Origin of the sequence: Pseudomonas sp. FSL W5-0203, from assembly GCF_001896155.1 — a bacterium.
Taxonomy (GTDB): Bacteria; Pseudomonadota; Gammaproteobacteria; order Pseudomonadales; family Pseudomonadaceae; genus Aquipseudomonas; species Aquipseudomonas paracarnis.
Map to the genome: position 1 here is coordinate 90855 of NZ_MPOR01000013.1, position 16893 is coordinate 107747.

At 59.7% G+C, this 16893-nt stretch carries 20 protein-coding genes; 12 read left to right on the forward strand and 8 right to left on the reverse strand.

Translation table 11 applies throughout. From position 1 onward, the window contains the following. The 8 genes from BOP96_RS14265 to recX all read left to right on the forward strand — a co-directional run bounded on the left by BOP96_RS14265 (window position 1) and on the right by recX (window position 6673). Window positions 1–2223 carry a phage tail tape measure protein gene (locus tag BOP96_RS14265; RefSeq protein ID WP_073453123.1) on the forward strand — a complete coding sequence of 741 codons (2223 nt, stop codon included), beginning with the start codon at window positions 1–3 and terminating at the stop codon, window positions 2221–2223. Next, a complete protein-coding gene (locus BOP96_RS14270; protein ID WP_014717171.1) occupies window positions 2223–2606 on the forward strand; it encodes a phage tail protein in 384 nt (127 codons plus the stop codon). Before BOP96_RS14265 ends, BOP96_RS14270 begins: the two co-directional genes overlap by 1 nt. Beyond that, window positions 2599–2811: a tail protein X gene (locus BOP96_RS14275; RefSeq protein WP_014717172.1), complete on the forward strand. Its 213-nt coding sequence runs from the start codon at window positions 2599–2601 to the stop codon at window positions 2809–2811. The genes BOP96_RS14270 and BOP96_RS14275 overlap by 8 nt, the downstream gene beginning before the upstream one ends. A 9-nt stretch (window positions 2812–2820) precedes the next feature. Further along, window positions 2821–3822 carry a contractile injection system protein, VgrG/Pvc8 family gene (locus tag BOP96_RS14280; RefSeq protein ID WP_073453125.1) on the forward strand — a complete coding sequence of 334 codons (1002 nt, stop codon included), beginning with the start codon at window positions 2821–2823 and terminating at the stop codon, window positions 3820–3822. A 22-nt stretch (window positions 3823–3844) separates the two neighbouring features. Continuing rightward, window positions 3845–4402, forward strand: coding sequence for a glycoside hydrolase family 19 protein (locus BOP96_RS14285; protein WP_014717174.1), 558 nt, complete (start codon window positions 3845–3847; stop codon window positions 4400–4402). A gap of 152 nt (window positions 4403–4554) precedes the next feature. After that, on the forward strand, window positions 4555–5055 hold the full coding sequence (locus tag BOP96_RS14295) for a CinA family protein (RefSeq protein WP_014717175.1): 501 nt from the start codon (window positions 4555–4557) through the stop codon (window positions 5053–5055). 83 nt (window positions 5056–5138) lie between these two features. After that, complete coding sequence (gene recA, locus BOP96_RS14300) at window positions 5139–6197, forward strand: recombinase RecA (protein ID WP_014717176.1); 1059 nt, start codon at window positions 5139–5141, stop codon at window positions 6195–6197. Window positions 6198–6205: 8 nt separating this feature from the next. Continuing rightward, window positions 6206–6673 carry a recombination regulator RecX gene (recX, locus tag BOP96_RS14305; RefSeq protein ID WP_014717177.1) on the forward strand — a complete coding sequence of 156 codons (468 nt, stop codon included), beginning with the start codon at window positions 6206–6208 and terminating at the stop codon, window positions 6671–6673. A 61-nt stretch (window positions 6674–6734) separates the two neighbouring features. On the opposite strand, the gene BOP96_RS14310 is transcribed toward recX, so the two are convergent. Both BOP96_RS14310 and BOP96_RS14315 read right to left on the reverse strand, forming a co-directional pair. After that, complete coding sequence (locus BOP96_RS14310) at window positions 6735–7847, reverse strand: TIGR00730 family Rossman fold protein (RefSeq protein ID WP_020301155.1); 1113 nt, start codon at window positions 7845–7847, stop codon at window positions 6735–6737. A 294-nt stretch (window positions 7848–8141) separates the two neighbouring features. Next, window positions 8142–8576 (reverse strand): PA3611 family quorum-sensing-regulated virulence factor, encoded by a 435-nt coding sequence (locus BOP96_RS14315; RefSeq protein ID WP_014717179.1) that lies wholly within the window; start codon window positions 8574–8576, stop codon window positions 8142–8144. Between the two features lie 178 nt (window positions 8577–8754). On the opposite strand from BOP96_RS14315, the gene BOP96_RS14320 reads away from it, so the two are divergent. From BOP96_RS14320 to BOP96_RS14330, 3 genes are all read left to right on the forward strand, one after another. Then, complete coding sequence (locus BOP96_RS14320; protein ID WP_014717180.1) at window positions 8755–9474, forward strand: tRNA-uridine aminocarboxypropyltransferase; 720 nt, start codon at window positions 8755–8757, stop codon at window positions 9472–9474. Window positions 9475–9725: 251 nt separating this feature from the next. Further along, complete coding sequence (erdR, locus tag BOP96_RS14325; RefSeq protein ID WP_003189050.1) at window positions 9726–10376, forward strand: response regulator transcription factor ErdR; 651 nt, start codon at window positions 9726–9728, stop codon at window positions 10374–10376. A 75-nt stretch (window positions 10377–10451) separates the two neighbouring features. Beyond that, entirely contained in the window at window positions 10452–10814 is a 363-nt protein-coding gene (locus tag BOP96_RS14330; RefSeq protein WP_014717181.1) for a diacylglycerol kinase, read from the forward strand. A 3-nt stretch (window positions 10815–10817) separates the two neighbouring features. On the opposite strand, the gene BOP96_RS14335 is transcribed toward BOP96_RS14330, so the two are convergent. Beyond that, window positions 10818–11744 carry a LysR family transcriptional regulator gene (locus BOP96_RS14335; RefSeq protein ID WP_003189054.1) on the reverse strand — a complete coding sequence of 309 codons (927 nt, stop codon included), beginning with the start codon at window positions 11742–11744 and terminating at the stop codon, window positions 10818–10820. A gap of 125 nt (window positions 11745–11869) precedes the next feature. Between BOP96_RS14335 and fpr the strand changes: the two genes are divergently transcribed. Beyond that, window positions 11870–12649, forward strand: coding sequence for a ferredoxin-NADP reductase (fpr, locus tag BOP96_RS14340; protein WP_003189055.1), 780 nt, complete (start codon window positions 11870–11872; stop codon window positions 12647–12649). 134 nt (window positions 12650–12783) lie between these two features. Here the strand turns inward: fpr and tsaA are convergent, their stop codons facing one another. From tsaA to rimO, 5 genes are all read right to left on the reverse strand, one after another. Continuing rightward, a complete protein-coding gene (gene tsaA / locus BOP96_RS14345; RefSeq protein ID WP_014717182.1) occupies window positions 12784–13479 on the reverse strand; it encodes a tRNA (N6-threonylcarbamoyladenosine(37)-N6)-methyltransferase TrmO in 696 nt (231 codons plus the stop codon). 4 nt (window positions 13480–13483) lie between these two features. Beyond that, window positions 13484–13945 carry a DUF1456 family protein gene (locus tag BOP96_RS14350; protein WP_005785469.1) on the reverse strand — a complete coding sequence of 154 codons (462 nt, stop codon included), beginning with the start codon at window positions 13943–13945 and terminating at the stop codon, window positions 13484–13486. A 68-nt stretch (window positions 13946–14013) separates the two neighbouring features. After that, the gene (locus BOP96_RS14355; protein ID WP_032903270.1) at window positions 14014–14724 is read right to left on the reverse strand and encodes an rRNA pseudouridine synthase; all 711 of its coding nucleotides are present in this window, start codon (window positions 14722–14724) and stop codon (window positions 14014–14016) included. Window positions 14725–14946: 222 nt separating this feature from the next. Beyond that, window positions 14947–15417 carry a GNAT family N-acetyltransferase gene (locus tag BOP96_RS14360; protein ID WP_073453127.1) on the reverse strand — a complete coding sequence of 157 codons (471 nt, stop codon included), beginning with the start codon at window positions 15415–15417 and terminating at the stop codon, window positions 14947–14949. A 100-nt stretch (window positions 15418–15517) separates the two neighbouring features. Then, window positions 15518–16858 carry a 30S ribosomal protein S12 methylthiotransferase RimO gene (rimO, locus tag BOP96_RS14365; protein ID WP_003231334.1) on the reverse strand — a complete coding sequence of 447 codons (1341 nt, stop codon included), beginning with the start codon at window positions 16856–16858 and terminating at the stop codon, window positions 15518–15520. Window positions 16859–16893 lie beyond the last annotated feature (35 nt).

The following is a 16893-nucleotide window of genomic DNA, read 5'->3' on the forward strand; positions in this document are numbered from 1 at the left end:
ATGGCAGATAGTAATCATGGAGCAGGGTCAGCCATTGCCAAGGACGGCGTGATGACTCAGGGCGCCCTTCAGATGACAGGAATGCAGGCCAGTCTCAAACCTATCACCCAAGCGCTGCCGAGCCCGCTTGAGGTGGCCCCGGGGAGTGCGGCGAGTTTGGCCCTGGCATTGGCCGATGCCAGCTTGCAGATCAAGCATCTGGCGGACGGGCAGGTACGGTTGGTCGATACGCTGGAGCTGTTCAACGTCTCGTTGCTCAAGGTGATGGACGCCCGGCAAGCTCAAACTGCCGGGAACGCAGAGGGCACGAAGACCGTCGCGGCTACAGACAAGCGCACACCCTCGCAGGCGCTGGACGCCGCGATGACCGATATTGATCAACTGTTGATGTTTGCCCGGCATGAGCGCAAGGCATTGCGTGAAGCCAACCTTGCCATGGCGTCCGAGCCGGTGGTGGCTGCCAGTGGTGCCAGTGCCGTCGACCTCGCGAAGGTCGAGTATGCCGCCGCCCGTTCCGGTATCGGCAGTGATCGTAAGGACGCTTCGGGCAATATCGACCCCGTTGGGCGCCGGGCAGACCTGCAGCAGTTCGCTCGCGACGCTGCGATCATGGCGACGGCGTTCAAGATCGACGTCAAAAATGCCGGCGAAATCATGGGCGGCTGGCGCGAGTCAATGCACCTTGATCGCGCACAAGCCTTGGACCTTGCCGACGCAACAAATGTGCTGGGCACCCAGGTATCGCTCAAGGCCGAATCGGCGGATATCGGCGCTGTTGTGCAACTCCAGGGCGCTGCCGCGAAGGCTGCGGGCATGAGTCCCGAACAGGCTGCAGCGCTTTCGGCGGCGTTGTTGAGCGCAGGTAACAGCAAGGCTGTTGCTGGTGCCGGGCTGGAAAAAATCAGCACCGTCCTGGCTAAAGGCGACAACGCCTCTGCAGGGCAACGCAGTGCCTGGGCAGAGCTCAAGCTTGATCCAAAAGTACTCGCGGCGGGCATGAAACAGGACGCCCCACAGGCCGTGCTTACGGTGCTGGAGGCGCTCAAGTCGCAACCTGCCGAAAGGCAGGCGGTGCTGGCGACGCAGTTGTTCGACGGCAACCAGACGATTCTGAGCCTGGTACCGGTGATCGACAGCGTGAAACAGGCCTTTTCGCTGGTCGCAGAAAAATCCACCTACGCCACTTCGACGCTGGGCGACCAAGGTTCGGTGCTGCGTTCGGCCGCGGTTCGTGCGGACTCTACTTACGCGCGTCGGCAAGCCTACGAGGCCAGTACCACACGCTTGAGCACCGCCTCTGATGCAGCGCTTGCCCCCGTTGTAGATGCCTCGCTGACCGCAATGAACGGCCTGGTCAGTGGCGTGGCTTGGCTCGCGGAAGGCCTGCCCAAGGCTGCCGCTGCCGTCGCCCTGGCGGGGGCAGTGCTGATCCCGGTGGTTTCTGGTGTTTTCGGTGCCGTGAAGGACAAGATTTTCGAAAAGGTCGCAGGGAAAGTGCTCGGAGAGGGGCCGGCAGCAGGGAATAAAACCACACCGCCGGACAGCCAGCGCAAAGCCCCGAGCAATGACGAGCACAGCGGTAATCGCCCGCCTGCTTCCGGCCCTGGCATCTCTGGCAAAGCGGCGAAGGTGAGCAAGCTGGCCAAAGGGGTCCCCCTGGGTTTGGTGGTGGCCCAGGCCGGTGTCGAGATGACGCAAGGCGCTATGACCGGAAACCTGGGTCAAGCGGTTGGCACTAGCGTGGGCTCTATCGGCGGCGGTGTTGCCGGCGGTGTCGTCGGTGATGTGGCTGGGATGGCGATAGGCCGAGCGGTCGGCACGCTGGCGGGAGCTGTTATCGGTTCGGTCGTTCCGGGTGCCGGCACAGTGTTGGGCGGTGTGATGGGCGGCGTCGCCGGGGGCGCAATCGGTAAGGTAGTCGGTGGTGCCGTGGGCACTTTCGTGGGCAGTGACGTCGGTGCGTGGCTGGCTGAAAAAGTGATGGGGGCGGGCGATCGCCTGCCATCCCCCACAGAGGTCAGCAAAAACCTCAACGCCCCTCAAGCCGACAACCGCCAAATCAACTTCGCCCCGCAAATCACCATCACCGCGCCTGAGCAAGCCAGCCATCAACAACTGGCGGCGCTCGTGGTGCAACAGATCGAAGCGCAATTTACCCCGCTGTCGATGGACAACCTGCTGGCGACCCGACGCGGCGCAGCACTCACCGATGGAGCTGTGTGATGCGACAACAGATGGTCTTGGGTACTTTTATTTTCGGGCTGTCCCGTGGGTTCGCCTACGACACGCTTGATCGTGGTAGCAGCGGGGGCTGGGTCAGTCTCGACATCATTGCCGGCAAACCTAAATCCAGCCAGGTCGGCCAGGGGCTCGAAACGCTGGCATTGGGCGGCAAGGCTGCGCGTGCCAATGGCATGGCGCGCCTGGATGAGTTGCGCACCCTGCAGGCCCTGCGTGCGCCGTTGCCTTTGGTGGACGGGTTAGGGCGTAACTGGGGGCTATGGACCATCCAGTCGATCAGTGAAAAACAAGCCAGCGTGATCGACGACGGGACGGCCATGGTGATCAATTGGACATTGTTACTGGAGGAGTTCGTCAATGCGTAGGGTTCGAAGTATTGCCGGCGACTCGGTGAACCTGTTGCTCTACCGCGAACTGGGGCGCAGTGACGACGCCGCAGAAGAAGCGTTGTGGCGCTTGAACCCGGAGTTGGCCGAACAGGGCGCGGTACTGCCGGCGGGCGTCAGCGTGCTGGTGCCCGAATTGGACGCGCAACCAGTTGCGAGCCGGCCGGTTTCCGCCTGGGATTAAGGAGCCATCATGGCACTCGGATTTACACCTGTAGTGGAGCTATACGGAGCCAATGCCGCGTTATTCAACGAGCGGCTCTTGGAGTGGGAACATACCGACGCAGCGGGGTTTGTATCTGATCAACTGAAGCTGACCCTCGATATCGAGGGGCTTGAAGGGCTGCCCGATCTGGGCGGCAAAATTGGCCTGCGTATTGGGTACCTGGAATCGGGCCTGGTGGATAAGGGCGTGTTCAAGATCACCCAGCGCACGCCCTCGATGTTCCCATTGCGACTGGTGCTGGTGGCCACGGCGGCACCGTTCGACGAGCACGAATTCAAACAGCGCCGCACCGCCAGCCATGGTCCGATAACCCTGGGTGCGCTGTTTCGCCAACTGACCACCCGATACGGTTTTTCACCGCGTGTGGCGCCTGAACTCGACGGTGAGCCGATCGCGCACATCGATCAGACCAATGAAAGCGACATGGCTTTTCTGACGCGCCTGGCCAAGCGCTTCGATGCGGTGGCCAAGCCTGTCGATGAGCTGTATGTACTGGGGCGCAAAGGCCAGATCAAGACGCTGTCGGGCAAGGCATTGCCGGATGTACGGTTGTCGATCACCCATGATAATCGCGCAGGTGACCGCGCGTTCATCAGCGCCAGTTTCACCGAAACCAGCCGTGCCAAATACAACGGCGCGCAAACGTCATGGTGGGACGCGGCAGCCGGAAAACAGCGTGTCGTCAAGGTGGGCATCGCACCCTTCAAAGTGGTGACACAGCGCTACCAGAGCGAGGACGAAGCACGCTCGGCGGCGCAGGGAGAGATGCGGCGGGTGGGGCGCGAAGGGTTGCAGATTGATGTGGTCTGCCCTGGTAATCCTTCGTTGGCTGCTGAAGGCCTGTTGCTGCTGGATGAGTCGTGGCCGGGGTTCATGCAAGGGCGCTGGTCGATTAAAACGGTGAAATCCAGGGGCGAGCGAAAAGGTGGCTATCGGAGTACGGTCCAGGCCAGCGGTTTGTCGGTGTAGATCCTTCCTTAGAGTAAAACCCATGGTAATCACACATGCTCAGCTTCTGGGTGTCATGCCTGGAGCCCGCCTTCGCGCGGGCATTTTTTTAACCTTTCTAAATGCGGCCTTTGCGGGGCATCAGATCAATACGGCCCGTCGCGTCGCCGCCTTCCTCGCCCAAATCGGCCACGAGTCTGCCCAGTTGCAGTACGTGCGCGAATTGGGCAGTGATCAATACTTGAGCAAATATGACACCGGCGTCTTGGGCGCGCGCCTGGGCAACACCCCGGAAGCGGACGGAGATGGACAAAAGTATCGCGGCAGAGGGTTGATCCAGATAACCGGCCGCCGTAATTACCTTGCGTGCAGCCAAGCACTGTTCGGCGATGATCGCCTGCTGCTCCAGCCGCAACTGCTGGAACAACCGCAATGGGCCTGCGAGTCCGCCGCCTGGTTCTGGCAAAGCAACGGCCTTAACGAACTTGCCGACAACGATCAGTTCACCACCATCACCCGTCGGATCAACGGCGGCCTCAATGGCCTGGACGACCGTTTGCAGTTGTGGGCGCGGGCGAAGGCGGTGCTCTGCGTTTCTTAGGTGCGTTTCGCCTGATCGGTGCGCGCCTGCTCATGGCGCATGTGTGGCAGGTGCAGGCCGTCGCGCATTAGCCTCTTGATGCACTCTGTACCTTGCATGGCCGATAGGCTCCTGTAGGGTAGGCGAACCCCCGCCCACTCCTGGAGACGACTGTGAAGGAAATCACTCAACTGGCTGCCGAACTGGGTCGCCGTTTGCAGGTGCTCAGTGCTCACGTGACCACTGCCGAGTCCTGTACCGGCGGCGGCATTGCCGAAGCCATCACGCGAATTCCGGGCAGCTCGGCCTGGTTCGAGGCGGGCTATGTCACCTATTCCAACCGGCAGAAGACCCGACAGTTGAATGTGCCGGAAAAACTGTTCGTCAAGGTCGGGGCTGTCAGCCAGGAAGTGGTGGAGGCGATGGCCCGCGGTGCGCAGGAAAAAAGCCTGGCGCGATTTGCCGTGGCGGTCAGCGGTGTGGCCGGCCCCGATGGCGGCTCGCCGGACAAACCGGTGGGCACCGTTTGGCTGGCCTTTGCGGTGGGCGACGAGGTGACCGCCGAGCTTGCGCACTTCCCCGGCAACCGAGACGAGGTCCGCCGACAAACGGTAAAAGCCGCGTTGGAGGGCTTGTTGCGACGAGCTGCAGCAGAAATAGACAATCAGGGGTAGGCGATCTCGGATCTTTGTGGAACAATACTGTCTACTTATACAGGTGTTGGCCGTCAGGCCTTATTGATTACGTGAGGACTTTAATGGACGACAACAAGAAGAAAGCCTTGGCTGCGGCCCTGGGTCAGATCGAACGTCAATTCGGCAAGGGTGCCGTAATGCGTATGGGCGATCACGACCGTCAGGCGATCCCGGCTATTTCCACTGGCTCTCTGGGTCTGGACATCGCACTCGGCATTGGTGGCCTGCCAAAAGGCCGTATCGTTGAAATCTACGGTCCTGAATCTTCCGGTAAAACCACCCTGACCCTGTCGGTGATTGCCCAGGCGCAAAAGATGGGCGCTACCTGCGCGTTCGTCGACGCCGAGCACGCCCTGGATCCTGAATACGCCGGCAAGCTGGGCGTCAACGTCGATGACCTGCTGGTTTCCCAGCCGGACACCGGCGAGCAAGCCCTGGAAATCACCGACATGCTGGTGCGCTCCAACGCCATCGACGTGATCGTGGTCGACTCCGTGGCGGCCCTGGTGCCCAAGGCTGAAATCGAAGGCGAAATGGGCGACATGCACGTGGGCCTGCAAGCCCGCCTGATGTCCCAGGCGCTGCGTAAAATTACCGGTAACATCAAGAACGCCAACTGCCTGGTGATCTTCATCAACCAGATCCGTATGAAGATCGGCGTGATGTTCGGCAGCCCGGAAACCACCACCGGTGGTAACGCGCTGAAGTTCTACGCTTCGGTCCGTCTGGATATCCGTCGTACTGGCGCGGTGAAGGAAGGTGACGAGGTTGTCGGTAGCGAAACCCGCGTCAAGGTCGTGAAGAACAAAGTGGCCCCGCCATTCCGTCAGGCTGAGTTCCAGATTCTCTACGGCAAGGGTATCTACCTGAACGGCGAGATGATCGACCTGGGCGTACTGCACGGTTTTGTCGAGAAGTCCGGTGCCTGGTATGCCTACAACGGCAGCAAGATCGGTCAGGGCAAGGCCAACTCGGCCAAGTTCCTGGCAGACAATCCGGATATCGCTGCCACGCTTGAGAAGCAGATCCGCGACAAGCTGCTGACCGCAGCGCCGGACGTGAAAGCGGCTGCCAACCGCGAGCCGGTAGATGAAATGGAAGAAGCCGATACTGACGTCTGAAGCAAACGATGACTGTTGTACTGGATACACTCGTCGCCGTTCGGCGCACTGCGATGGACCTGCTCGCTCGCCGCGAGCATGGTCGAGTCGAGCTGACACGTAAGTTGCGTCAGCGCGGCGCAGAGCCAGAGATGATCGAAACAGCCCTCGACCGGTTAACGGAAGAAGGGCTGTTGTCGGAAGCCCGTTACCTTGAAAGCTTTGTGTCTTACCGCGCACGTTCCGGTTACGGCCCTGCGCGGATTCGCGAGGAGTTAAGCCAACGTGGACTGCAACGTGCCGATATTGACCTTGCGCTACGTGAGTGCGGTATCAATTGGCAGTCGCAGTTGGAAGACACCTGGCGTCGCAAATTTGCGGGGCATCTTCCGATTGATGCCAAAGAACGTGCGAAGCAAGGTCGCTTCTTGAGTTATCGCGGGTTTTCGATGGACATGATCAGCCGCTTGTTGAGCGGCCGGGATATGGACGACTGAACGCCAAAAAACAAAAGGCCCACTATGAAAATAGTGGGCCTTTTTTTTTGCCTGCAAAAAATCACGCTGTCTCTGGCGTCATCCGTTGCTGGGCCTTGCCCTGAGCCTGTGCCCAGTTCTCCGGCAGGTTGATGTAATCCACCAACTCCCGCAATCGCCCCTGATCGCGACCGTTGAAATTGAACACCAGGCGCGTCAAATGGCTGAATCTCGGTTCGTCATGGTCTTCGCCCGTATAGGCGAGTTGCTGGAATTCGCCACTGAGCCGCAGGCTGGCAAACGCTTGCTGCATATGGGCGAGGGCGCGCTCACTCAGGGGATGATTCATGCGCACCACAAACTCACGCTTAAGCCAGCGGGTCGAGTGGAAGTTGGCGTAGAACTGGTTGATTTCGTCTACGGCCTCTTCGGCGCTGTAGACCAGGCGGACCAGTTTGAGGTCGGTGGGCAGGATATAGCGATTGGCTTCCAACTGACTGCGGATGAAATCCAGGGCGCCTTGCCAGAACCCACCGCCCGGCGCATCCAGTAGCACTACCGGCACCAGTGGGCTCTTGCCGGTCTGGATCAGGGTCAGCACTTCCAATGCCTCGTCGAGGGTGCCGAAACCGCCAGGGCACAACACCAGCGCGTCGGCTTCCTTGACGAAGAACAGCTTGCGGGTAAAGAAGAAGTGGAATGACAGCAGGTTGTCGGTGCCATCAATGGTTGGGTTGGCATGCTGTTCAAAGGGCAGGGTGATATTGAACCCTAGGCTGTGCTCCAGGCCCGCACCTTCGTGGGCCGCGGCCATGATGCCGCCACCGCCACCGGTGATGACCATCAGGTCGGACCGTGCCAACGCCGCACCTACCTCTCGGGCTAGCGCATACAGGGGGCTTTCCACTGGCGTACGCGCCGAGCCGAATACCGTGACTTTGCGCCGGCCCTTGAATTGTTCGAGCACCCGAAAAGCATGGTCCAGTTCACGGATGGCCCGCAGGGTGATCTTGGCGTTCCAGCGATCACGGTCGTCCTGGGCCATGCGCAGGACGGTGAGGATCATGTCTCGATAAAGGGAGATATTCGGGCTGTTGGGGGCGATCAACTGAATTTGTGCGTCGACCTGCTGGGTGAGGTCGGTCCCGTTTTCTTCAAAATGACGAAGCAACAAATCATTCGATTCATAAGGCATTCAATTTCTCCTTCTCTACAGGGCCTGGGTAGTCGACGAGAACGTCGCCTGGGCCACGACACTGCTTGTGTCGCGGCATGCCGCAGGAGGGCAGGCCTTTTTTGCCCTGAAAATGTGACAGAACAGCGTTAAAAACTGTGGTGGGCGGGCATCTGGGATGAGCTGATCATGGGCCGAAAAACCCTTGGCTGGCAACCGCTTATTGATGGCTCATTAGGCAGTTTAGTCGTTGACAGCAAACGCAGCGGGGGCGTGCGCGCCGCTGGGCAGCGGCGCGGGAGGGGCAAGCAAAGGTTACTTTTTCTTCTTCGTCGGAGCCGGGCAATCGGCTTCTGCGAACTTGACCGAGGCCACCGGGCGATTGGTCTTGTTCTCGGTGATTTCATAGCGCATCACTGCGCCCTTGGCCATCAGCTCGCGGTAGCCCGGGTTGGTGCATACACTGCGGCCCAGCTGGAAATACACAGCCTTGGGGTTGGCGCGCATCTGTTCGGCACGGTCAGGCAACACGCTGAGGTGATCGATCAGTTGCATCCCTTCAACGGTGTAGGCGACTTCCAGGGTTTTTTCGTCGATTTCCCGGGGCAGGTCCTTGTTGCTTTCGGCCGCGACGCTTTGCAGCTTCTTGTTCATTTGAGCCTCCAGCAGCGAGGCCGCGTGGGCGCCCATAGGCAAGACCAGCGCAAGGGCGACGGATGGGGCAACAAGGCGCAGCATGGAACGCAGCATGAAACTCTCCTGATTCGGTTACTGGTGCATAGACCAGCCACTGGGCTGTGCGTTCAGTGGCGCGCAATTATAGGTGAGCCCTTGCCACTACAGCCAGGCGTATCGCTGGTAAACTGCGGGACTTCTGTTTTTCACGAGTTTGTTCCGTGTCGATTTCTTCTACTTCGCCGCGTGCCCGATGAGTCACGCCGTCTCCCGTTTGCGTACCCAGCGTCTGGCGCGTGCCGTCAGGCCGTTTCTCAATCGGGGTTCCCGTGCTGAGCGCTGTCCCGGCTGTCGGGTCATTCCTGAGTACTGCCTGTGTGCCTGGCGGCCTCAGGTAGAAGCCAAGTCCGCCATGTGCCTGTTGATGCATGACGTTGAACCGATGAAGCCCAGTAACACGGGCTGGCTGATCGCCGATGTCATACACGACACCACCGCGTTTGCCTGGTCGCGTACCGAAGTCGACCCCGAGTTGCTCAGGTTGCTGGCCGACCCGCAGTGGCAACCCTACATCGTATTTCCCGGTGAATTCGTGGCGCCGCAACGGGTGGTCAGTGAAGTGCGCGTGGAGGAGGGCAAGCGCCCACTGTTCATCCTGTTGGACGGCACCTGGAGCGAAGCGCGCAAGATGTTTCGCAAAAGTCCCTATCTGGAACATTTACCGGTGCTGAGCCTGGCGCCCGAACAGTTGTCACGCTACAAACTACGGCGCTCCAAGCGCGATGACCATTTCTGCACCGCCGAGGTGGCGGCGCTGTGCCTGGAGCTGGCCGATGACCTGGCCGCCAGCGAAGTGCTGGATGCCTACCTTGATGTGTTCAGCACCCATTACCTGGCTGCCAAATTCCAACTGTCATTGGATGCGGAGGACACCGTGCATACCCGCCTTGCACCCTACATCCCGGCGGGATAACCAGACGACGTTTGCATGATGGCACTGTAAGCCCGCAACCCGCTAAAATCCCCACGGGCGTAGTGCTTGACCCTCCAGGCTACGCTGGGCATGCTGTGCGCCGATTGGGCGCAACCGTGAATTATCGACGTCGTTTCATGTGTTTTTGACGTTGAGCGGGCCCTGTGGCGATCGCTGCCTGGCCGTCGCCTCGTGTATTGGTGAACCCTGAACCCATCAGGGCTCCCATAAAAAACAGGATCATTTAACCAATGGCCACATACGAAATCCTGATTGCCGATGACCACCCGCTGTTTCGCAGCGCACTGCATCAGGCCGTAACCCTGGGCCTTGGCCCCGATGTACGTCTGGTCGAAGTGGCCAGCATTGCCGAACTGGAAGCCCGCCTGACTGAAAAATCCGACTGGGATCTGGTGTTGCTCGACCTGAACATGCCGGGCGCGTACGGTTTCTCCGGGCTGGTGCTGCTGCGCGGCCAATACCCGCAGATCCCCGTGGTGATGGTGTCGGCCCAGGAAGAAGCCGACGTGGTGGTGCGCTCCAAAGAGTTTGGCGCCAGCGGCTTCATTCCCAAGTCCAGCGCGATGGAAGATATCCAGAAAGCCGTGCGCACGGTGTTGGACGGCGATGTGTCCTGGCCACCCCAGGCGTTTGAAGAAATCAATGTGTCCGATGAAGCCAAGGCCGCCCGCGATGGCCTGGCCAGCTTGACGCCCCAGCAGTTCCGAGTATTGACCATGGTCTGCGAAGGGTTGTTGAACAAGCAGATTGCTTACGAATTGAGTGTGTCGGAAGCGACCATCAAGGCCCACGTTACGGCGATTTTCCGTAAGTTGGGCGTGCGTACGCGCACTCAGGCGGCGTTGCTTTTGCAGCAACTCGAGTCCATCTCGCAACATTAAGTTACAGCCGCTTCACGCTTTTTTGACTTTGCGTGATCTAGCTTCCCCACTTCTTTGGTTCAGTTGCCTACATCTATGTCGCCTTTCAAGGGTCAAACCGGTATCAAACGTATCTTCAATGCAGGGGGCTATTCTCTGGATGGCCTGCGTGCGGCTTTCACTGGCGAGGCGGCATTCCGCCAACTGGTATTGCTGAATGTCATCCTGATTCCCGTGAGCTTTTTCCTGCAGATCAGCCGGGTTGAACGGGCGCTGCTGATTGCAGTGTGTTTGTTGGCGCTGATCGTCGAATTGCTCAACTCAGCGGTAGAAGCGGCCATTGACCGTATTTCCCTGGACCGCCACCCGCTGTCGAAAAACGCCAAGGACATGGGCAGCGCCGCGCAATTCGTGGCCCTGACCATGATCACACTGGTATGGGCGGTGATCCTGATCTGACGATCACGCGATACTCGGCAGCACGATCTCGTCGCTGCGCTGCACCCCAGCGGTGAAGGCGCGGCACAGTTCGAGAAACTCGCGCATCGCCGAGGTCTGGTACTTCTGCTTGTGCCAGATGAAGTAGAACTGCCGGGCCAGGTCCAGGTCCGGGGTTTCTACCGGCACCAGGCTGCCACGGCGGAAGGCATCGCGCAGCGCCAGCCGCGAAATGCAGCCAATCCCCAAGCCCGACTCCACTGCCCGTTTGATCGCCTCGGTGTGTTCCAGCTCCAGGCGGATATTCAGCGCGCTGCGGTGATGACGCATTGCCTGATCAAAGGTCAGTCGCGTGCCCGAGCCCTGTTCCCGCAGGATCCACGCTTCGTGGGTCAACTCGTCCATGGTGGCCACGCCACGCTTGGCCAAATGATGCTGGGGCGCACAGAACACCACCAGCTCATCTTCTACCCACGTCTGCACCTCGATATCCGGGTGGCTGCAGTCGCCTTCAATTAGACCCAGGTCAATTTCGTAGTGGGCAACCTGATGCACGATATGGGCAGTGTTCTGCACATGCAGCTTTACCTGGCTCTCGGGGTGTTGCTGCATAAAGCTGCCAATCAGCAGTGTCGCCAGGTAATTGCCTATGGTCAGCGTGGCGCCGACCGCCAGGGAACCGAAGCCTGACTTGCCGTTGAGCAGGTCTTCGATCTCCTTGGCCTGGTCCAGCAATGCCACCGCCTGGGGCAACAGCTGGTGACCGAGGGCGTTGAGGCTCAGGCGTTTACCGGCGCGGTCGAATAATTGACAGCTGGATTGACGCTCCAGCTCGGTGATTGAGGTGCTGGCGGCGGATTGAGATAAGGCCAGAAGGCCAGCAGCGCGCGAGACGCTTTCCTGCTGGGCGACGGCGACGAAAACTTGCAGTTGACGGAGAGTAAATCGCATATCGATATAACCGATAACCCTTATCTTAATAATCCAGTTAACAGATATTGTCGCCGCCATTAGAATGCTGTGCAATTGCGCATCCTTACCTTTGGCGCAGACCCATTTCCAGGAGTCCCCCGTACATGAGCAACATGAACCACGAGCGTGTCCTCAGTGTTCATCACTGGAACGACACTCTGTTCAGCTTCAAGTGCACCCGCGATCCGGGCCTGCGCTTCGAGAACGGTCAGTTCGTGATGATCGGCCTGCAACAGCCCAACGGCCGCCCGCTCATGCGCGCTTACTCCATTGCCAGCCCGAACTGGGAAGAGCATCTGGAGTTCTTCAGCATCAAGGTGCCCGATGGCCCACTCACTTCCCAGTTGCAGCATCTGAAGGAAGGCGACGAGATCATCATCAGCAAAAAACCGACAGGCACCCTGGTGCTTGACGATTTGAAGCCGGGCAAGCATCTGTACCTGCTCAGCACCGGTACTGGCCTCGCTCCATTCATGAGCGTGATCCAGGACCCGGAGACCTACGAGCGTTTCGAAAAAGTCATCCTGTGCCACGGCGTGCGCTACGTCAACGAAGTTGCCTACCGCGAATTCATCACCGAGCACCTGCCGCAGAACGAGTTCTTCGGTGAGGCCCTGCGTGACAAGTTGATCTACTACCCGACCGTGACCCGCGAGCCGTTCGAAAACGAAGGCCGCCTGACCGACCTGATGCGCAGCGGCAAGCTGTTCAGCGACATCGGCCTGCCGCCAATCAATCCCGAGGACGACCGCGCCATGCTGTGCGGCAGCCCAAGCATGTTGGACGAGACCAGCGAAGTGTTGAACAGCTTTGGCCTAAAGGTTTCGCCACGGATGCGTGAGCCGGGTGACTACCTGATCGAGCGTGCGTTCGTCGAGAAGTAATACGAGAGTCAGTAACACCAGCGATCCCAAAAAATGTGGGAGCTGGCTTGCCTGCGATAGCATCACCTCGGTTCAACTGAACCACTGAGGTGTCTGCATCGCAGGCAAGCCAGCTCCCACATTTGGTTTTCGCCCTATTTAGCCGAAACCACTTCCAGCACACAAATCATCCCCGGCTCCGGGTAGTGCCAGCGCACATCCACATCCCAGAACCGCACACCGTATTCCCGTTCTGAGGTAGGAACCTGATACGCCGGCCGCGGATCCTGTGCCAGACACTGTTCAATCAACTCCACCAACGGTTCACCAAGGCGCTGTGCATGGCCTTGCGCCTGTTGCAGTGCAGCCTTGAGCCATTGCACGCCGATCAGCGCGGGCGCATTGCTGGCGATGTCGTTGGTGGCCGCATCCACGATATCGGCATACGGCACATACGGCTTGATATCCAGCACCGGCGTGCCATCGAGCAAATCTATGCCCGATATCCACAACCGCCCCGGTTCCACCTTGTCCAGCTTCACCACCGACTGGCCGATGCCATTGGGACGATGGGTTGCGCGGGTGGCAAACACACCCATGGACGTATTGCCGCCCAGGCGTGGCGGGCGCACTTTCAGGCGTGGCTTGTCTTCCAGTGCCTGATGAAACAGAAACAGCAGCCACACATGGCTGACCTGCTCCAGCCCCTGCACCGCCTCACCCTGGTCGAACGGCGCCACCAGCTCCAGCACGCCACGGGCAGCCGGTGCCAGTTGCGGTTGGCGCGGGATGGCGAACTTCTCCTTGAAACAGGAGCGTACGAAGCCGACGGGCGAGACCTGGTAACTCATGGGCTTAGGCACGGACCCGCAAGGTCAGGCCCTTGAGGAAGTTACGCAGCAACTGATCGCCACAGGTGCGGTAGTTGGTATGACCAAACTTACGGAACAGCGCGCTCAGCTCTGGCTTGGACACCGGGAACTCCGCCGCCTTGAGGATTGCATGCATGTCGTCTTCCTTCAGTTCGAAGGCCACGCGCAGCTTTTTCAGGATGATGTTGTTGGTCACCGGGGTTTCGATTGGTTGCGGCGGGCGGCTTTCGTCCTTGCCGCGCTTGAAGATCACCAGACCATCGAGGAAGTGGGCCATGACTTCATCCGGGCAGAACACAAAGCCTTCTTCCTCATCTTTCTTGAGGTAGGTCAGCAGGTCTTCCTTGGTCACGTCCATGCCGCCGAGCTTGATGATCTCGACCATCTTGTTGTCGCTGATGTCGAGCATGTAGCGCACGCTGCGCAGTACGTCGTTGTGAATCATGGTGGGCAATCCTGGTATTCAACTGATGACACCGCCGGAATCAGGCGGTGTCGGGAAAAGGGAACGGCTTAAAACTTTTCTTTGCCGGACAGGTAACGCCATTGGCCCACTGGCACCTTGCCAATGGACACGCCGCCGATGCGGATGCGGCGGATGGCGATGACTTTCAGGCCAACGGCTTCGCAGAACAGCGCGATCACGCCGGGTTGCGGGTTTTTCAGCGCAAAGCGCAGGCGGTTCTCGTTCTGCCAGCTGGCTTTGACGGCAGGCAGCTCTTTGCCTTTGTAGGTCAGGCCGTGGTTCAGGCGGTTAAGGCCGTGGGCAACCATGTCGCCTTCGACTTCCACCACGTATTCCTGCTCGATCTTGGCGGCATCGGCGGTCAACTTGCGCAGAATCTTCCAGTCTTGGGTGAACACTAGCAGGCCACTGGCCTTGGCTTGCAGGTCGGCGCTGGCGCTCAGGCGCAGGAAATGCCCCTTGAGCGGACGCTTGCCGAAGCGGTGTTCTTCAGAGAGGGTTTCGGCGCTGATCGAGGCCATGGCGGTTTCAGCATCCATGCCTGCGGGGGCGTGCATCAGGATGGTCACCGGCTCTGGCGCGGTGGCTTTAGCTTCCGGGTCCAGCTCGACCTTCTCGTCAGTGACCTTGAACTGCGGCTCGTCGATCACTTCGCCGTCCACCGAGACCCAGCCGCCTTCGATAAACAGCTCAGCCTCCCGACGGGAGCAACCGACCAGTTCGATAAGGCGTTTGGAGAGGCGTATGGGGTCAGTCATGACAAGGGCCGTAACAAAAGGGGGCCACTATTGTACCTGCCTGGCGCCGGTTAATCCCGGCCCCATTTCAGCCCATGTGCCATAACAATTACTTAACTGACGCAACACGGGCCAAATGTGGGAGTTGGCTTGCCTGCGAAGGCGGTATACCAGCACCGGATGGGTAGACTGACCCGACGCCTTCGCAGGCAAGCCAGCTCCCACAGGTTGTACGGTGTGCTTTCAGGCATTACGGGCCTGTTGCTGCTGCTGTAGACGCAGGTGCAGCAACGGATAAGGCTGCCCAAGCCCATCATGGTCCGTTCGCCCGATCACCTCGAAGCCTTGCTTGAGGTAAAAACCCAGGGCCTGGGGGTTCTGTTCGTTGACGTCCAGTTCATCGGCGTTCATGTGTTCGATCGCGTAGCCCAGCAATTGCCGGCCCAGCCCCTGGCCACGGTAGCGCGGGTCGATAAACAGCATTTCCACCTTGCCCGCCGACACCCCGGCGAAGCCGGTAATGTGCTGGCGCACGTCCTTGGTGCAGATCAGCATGACCGCATCGAGATAGCGGCTCAGCACCAGGTTTTTCAACATGTCGATATAGCTGTCCGGGAGGAAGTCGTGGGTGGCGCGTACCGAGTCCTCCCAGATCTGCACCAGGCGCGTGTAGTCGCTGGTTTTAGGTGTGTGAATCACCGAATGCTGACGCATACCCGCTGTCCCTTGCTGTATTCGGGGTTGATGGACAATACGATAGACCTAAAAAAGCCCCGCATCTTCTCAGAGGCGAGGCTTTTTTATCACCGTGCAATCAGTCGCGCTTTTCAGCCCACAAGTCGTACTCGTCGGCGTCGGTCACGGTGCACCAGACTTTGTCACCCGGCTTCAGGCCGCTGGCATCGTCGATAAACACGTTACCGTCAATTTCAGGGGCGTCGAAGAAGCAACGACCCACCGCGCCTTGCTCGTCGACTTCATCGATCAGCACTTCGATTTCCTTGCCGATGCGCAGTTGCAGGCGTGCCGAGCTGATCGCCTGCTGGTGCGCCATGAAGCGCTCCCAACGGTCTTGCTTGACGTCGTCCGGCACCACGGCCAGGTCCAGCAGGTTGGCCGGAGCACCTTCCACCGGCGAGTACTGGAAGCAACCGACGCGGTCCAGCTGCGCTTCGGTCAGCCAGTCCAGCAGGTACTGGAAGTCTTCCTCGGTCTCGCCGGGGAAACCGACGATGAAGGTGGAGCGGATGATCAGCTCCGGGCAGATCTCGCGCCAGTTCTTGATGCGTGCCAGGGTCTTGTCTTCAAACGCCGGACGTTTCATCGCCTTGAGCACTTTCGGGCTGGCGTGCTGGAACGGGATGTCCAGGTACGGCAGGATCTTGCCGGCGGCCATCAACGGGATCAACTCGTCCACGTGCGGGTAAGGGTAAACATAGTGCAGGCGCACCCACACGCCCAGGCTGCTGAGGGCTTCGCACAGCTCGGTCATGCGGGTTTTCACCGGCGCGCCGTTCCAGAAACCGGTGCGGTATTTCACATCGACGCCGTAGGCGCTGGTGTCCTGGGAGATCACCAGCAGCTCCTTGACGCCAGACTTGACCAGGCGCTGGGCCTCGTCGAGCACATCACCCACCGGGCGGCTTACCAGTTTGCCGCGCATCGACGGGATGATGCAGAAGCTGCAGCTGTGGTTGCAGCCTTCGGAAATCTTCAGATACGCGTAGTGGCGTGGGGTCAGCTTGATGCCTTGAGGCGGCACCAGGTCGATCAGCGGGTTGTGATCCTGGCGTGGCGGCACCACCTCGTGCACAGCGTTGACCACTTGCTCGTACTGCTGCGGACCGGTCACCGCCAGCACACTCGGGTGCACGTTGCGGATATTGCCTTCTTCCACCCCCATGCAGCCGGTCACGATGACCTTGCCGTTTTCCTTGATGGCTTCGCCGATCACTTCCAGGGATTCGGCCTTGGCCGAGTCGATGAAGCCGCAGGTGTTGACCACCACCACATCGGCGTCCTGGTAAGTGGACACGACGTCGTAGCCTTCCATACGCAATTGCGTGAGGATGCGCTCGGAGTCGACAAGCGCCTTCGGGCAACCCAGGGAAACAAAGCCAACCTTGGGGTTGGCTTTTGCGATGGTGGTGGACATGTCTAACCTCGGTATTGAATGACGCTGCCGGTCGT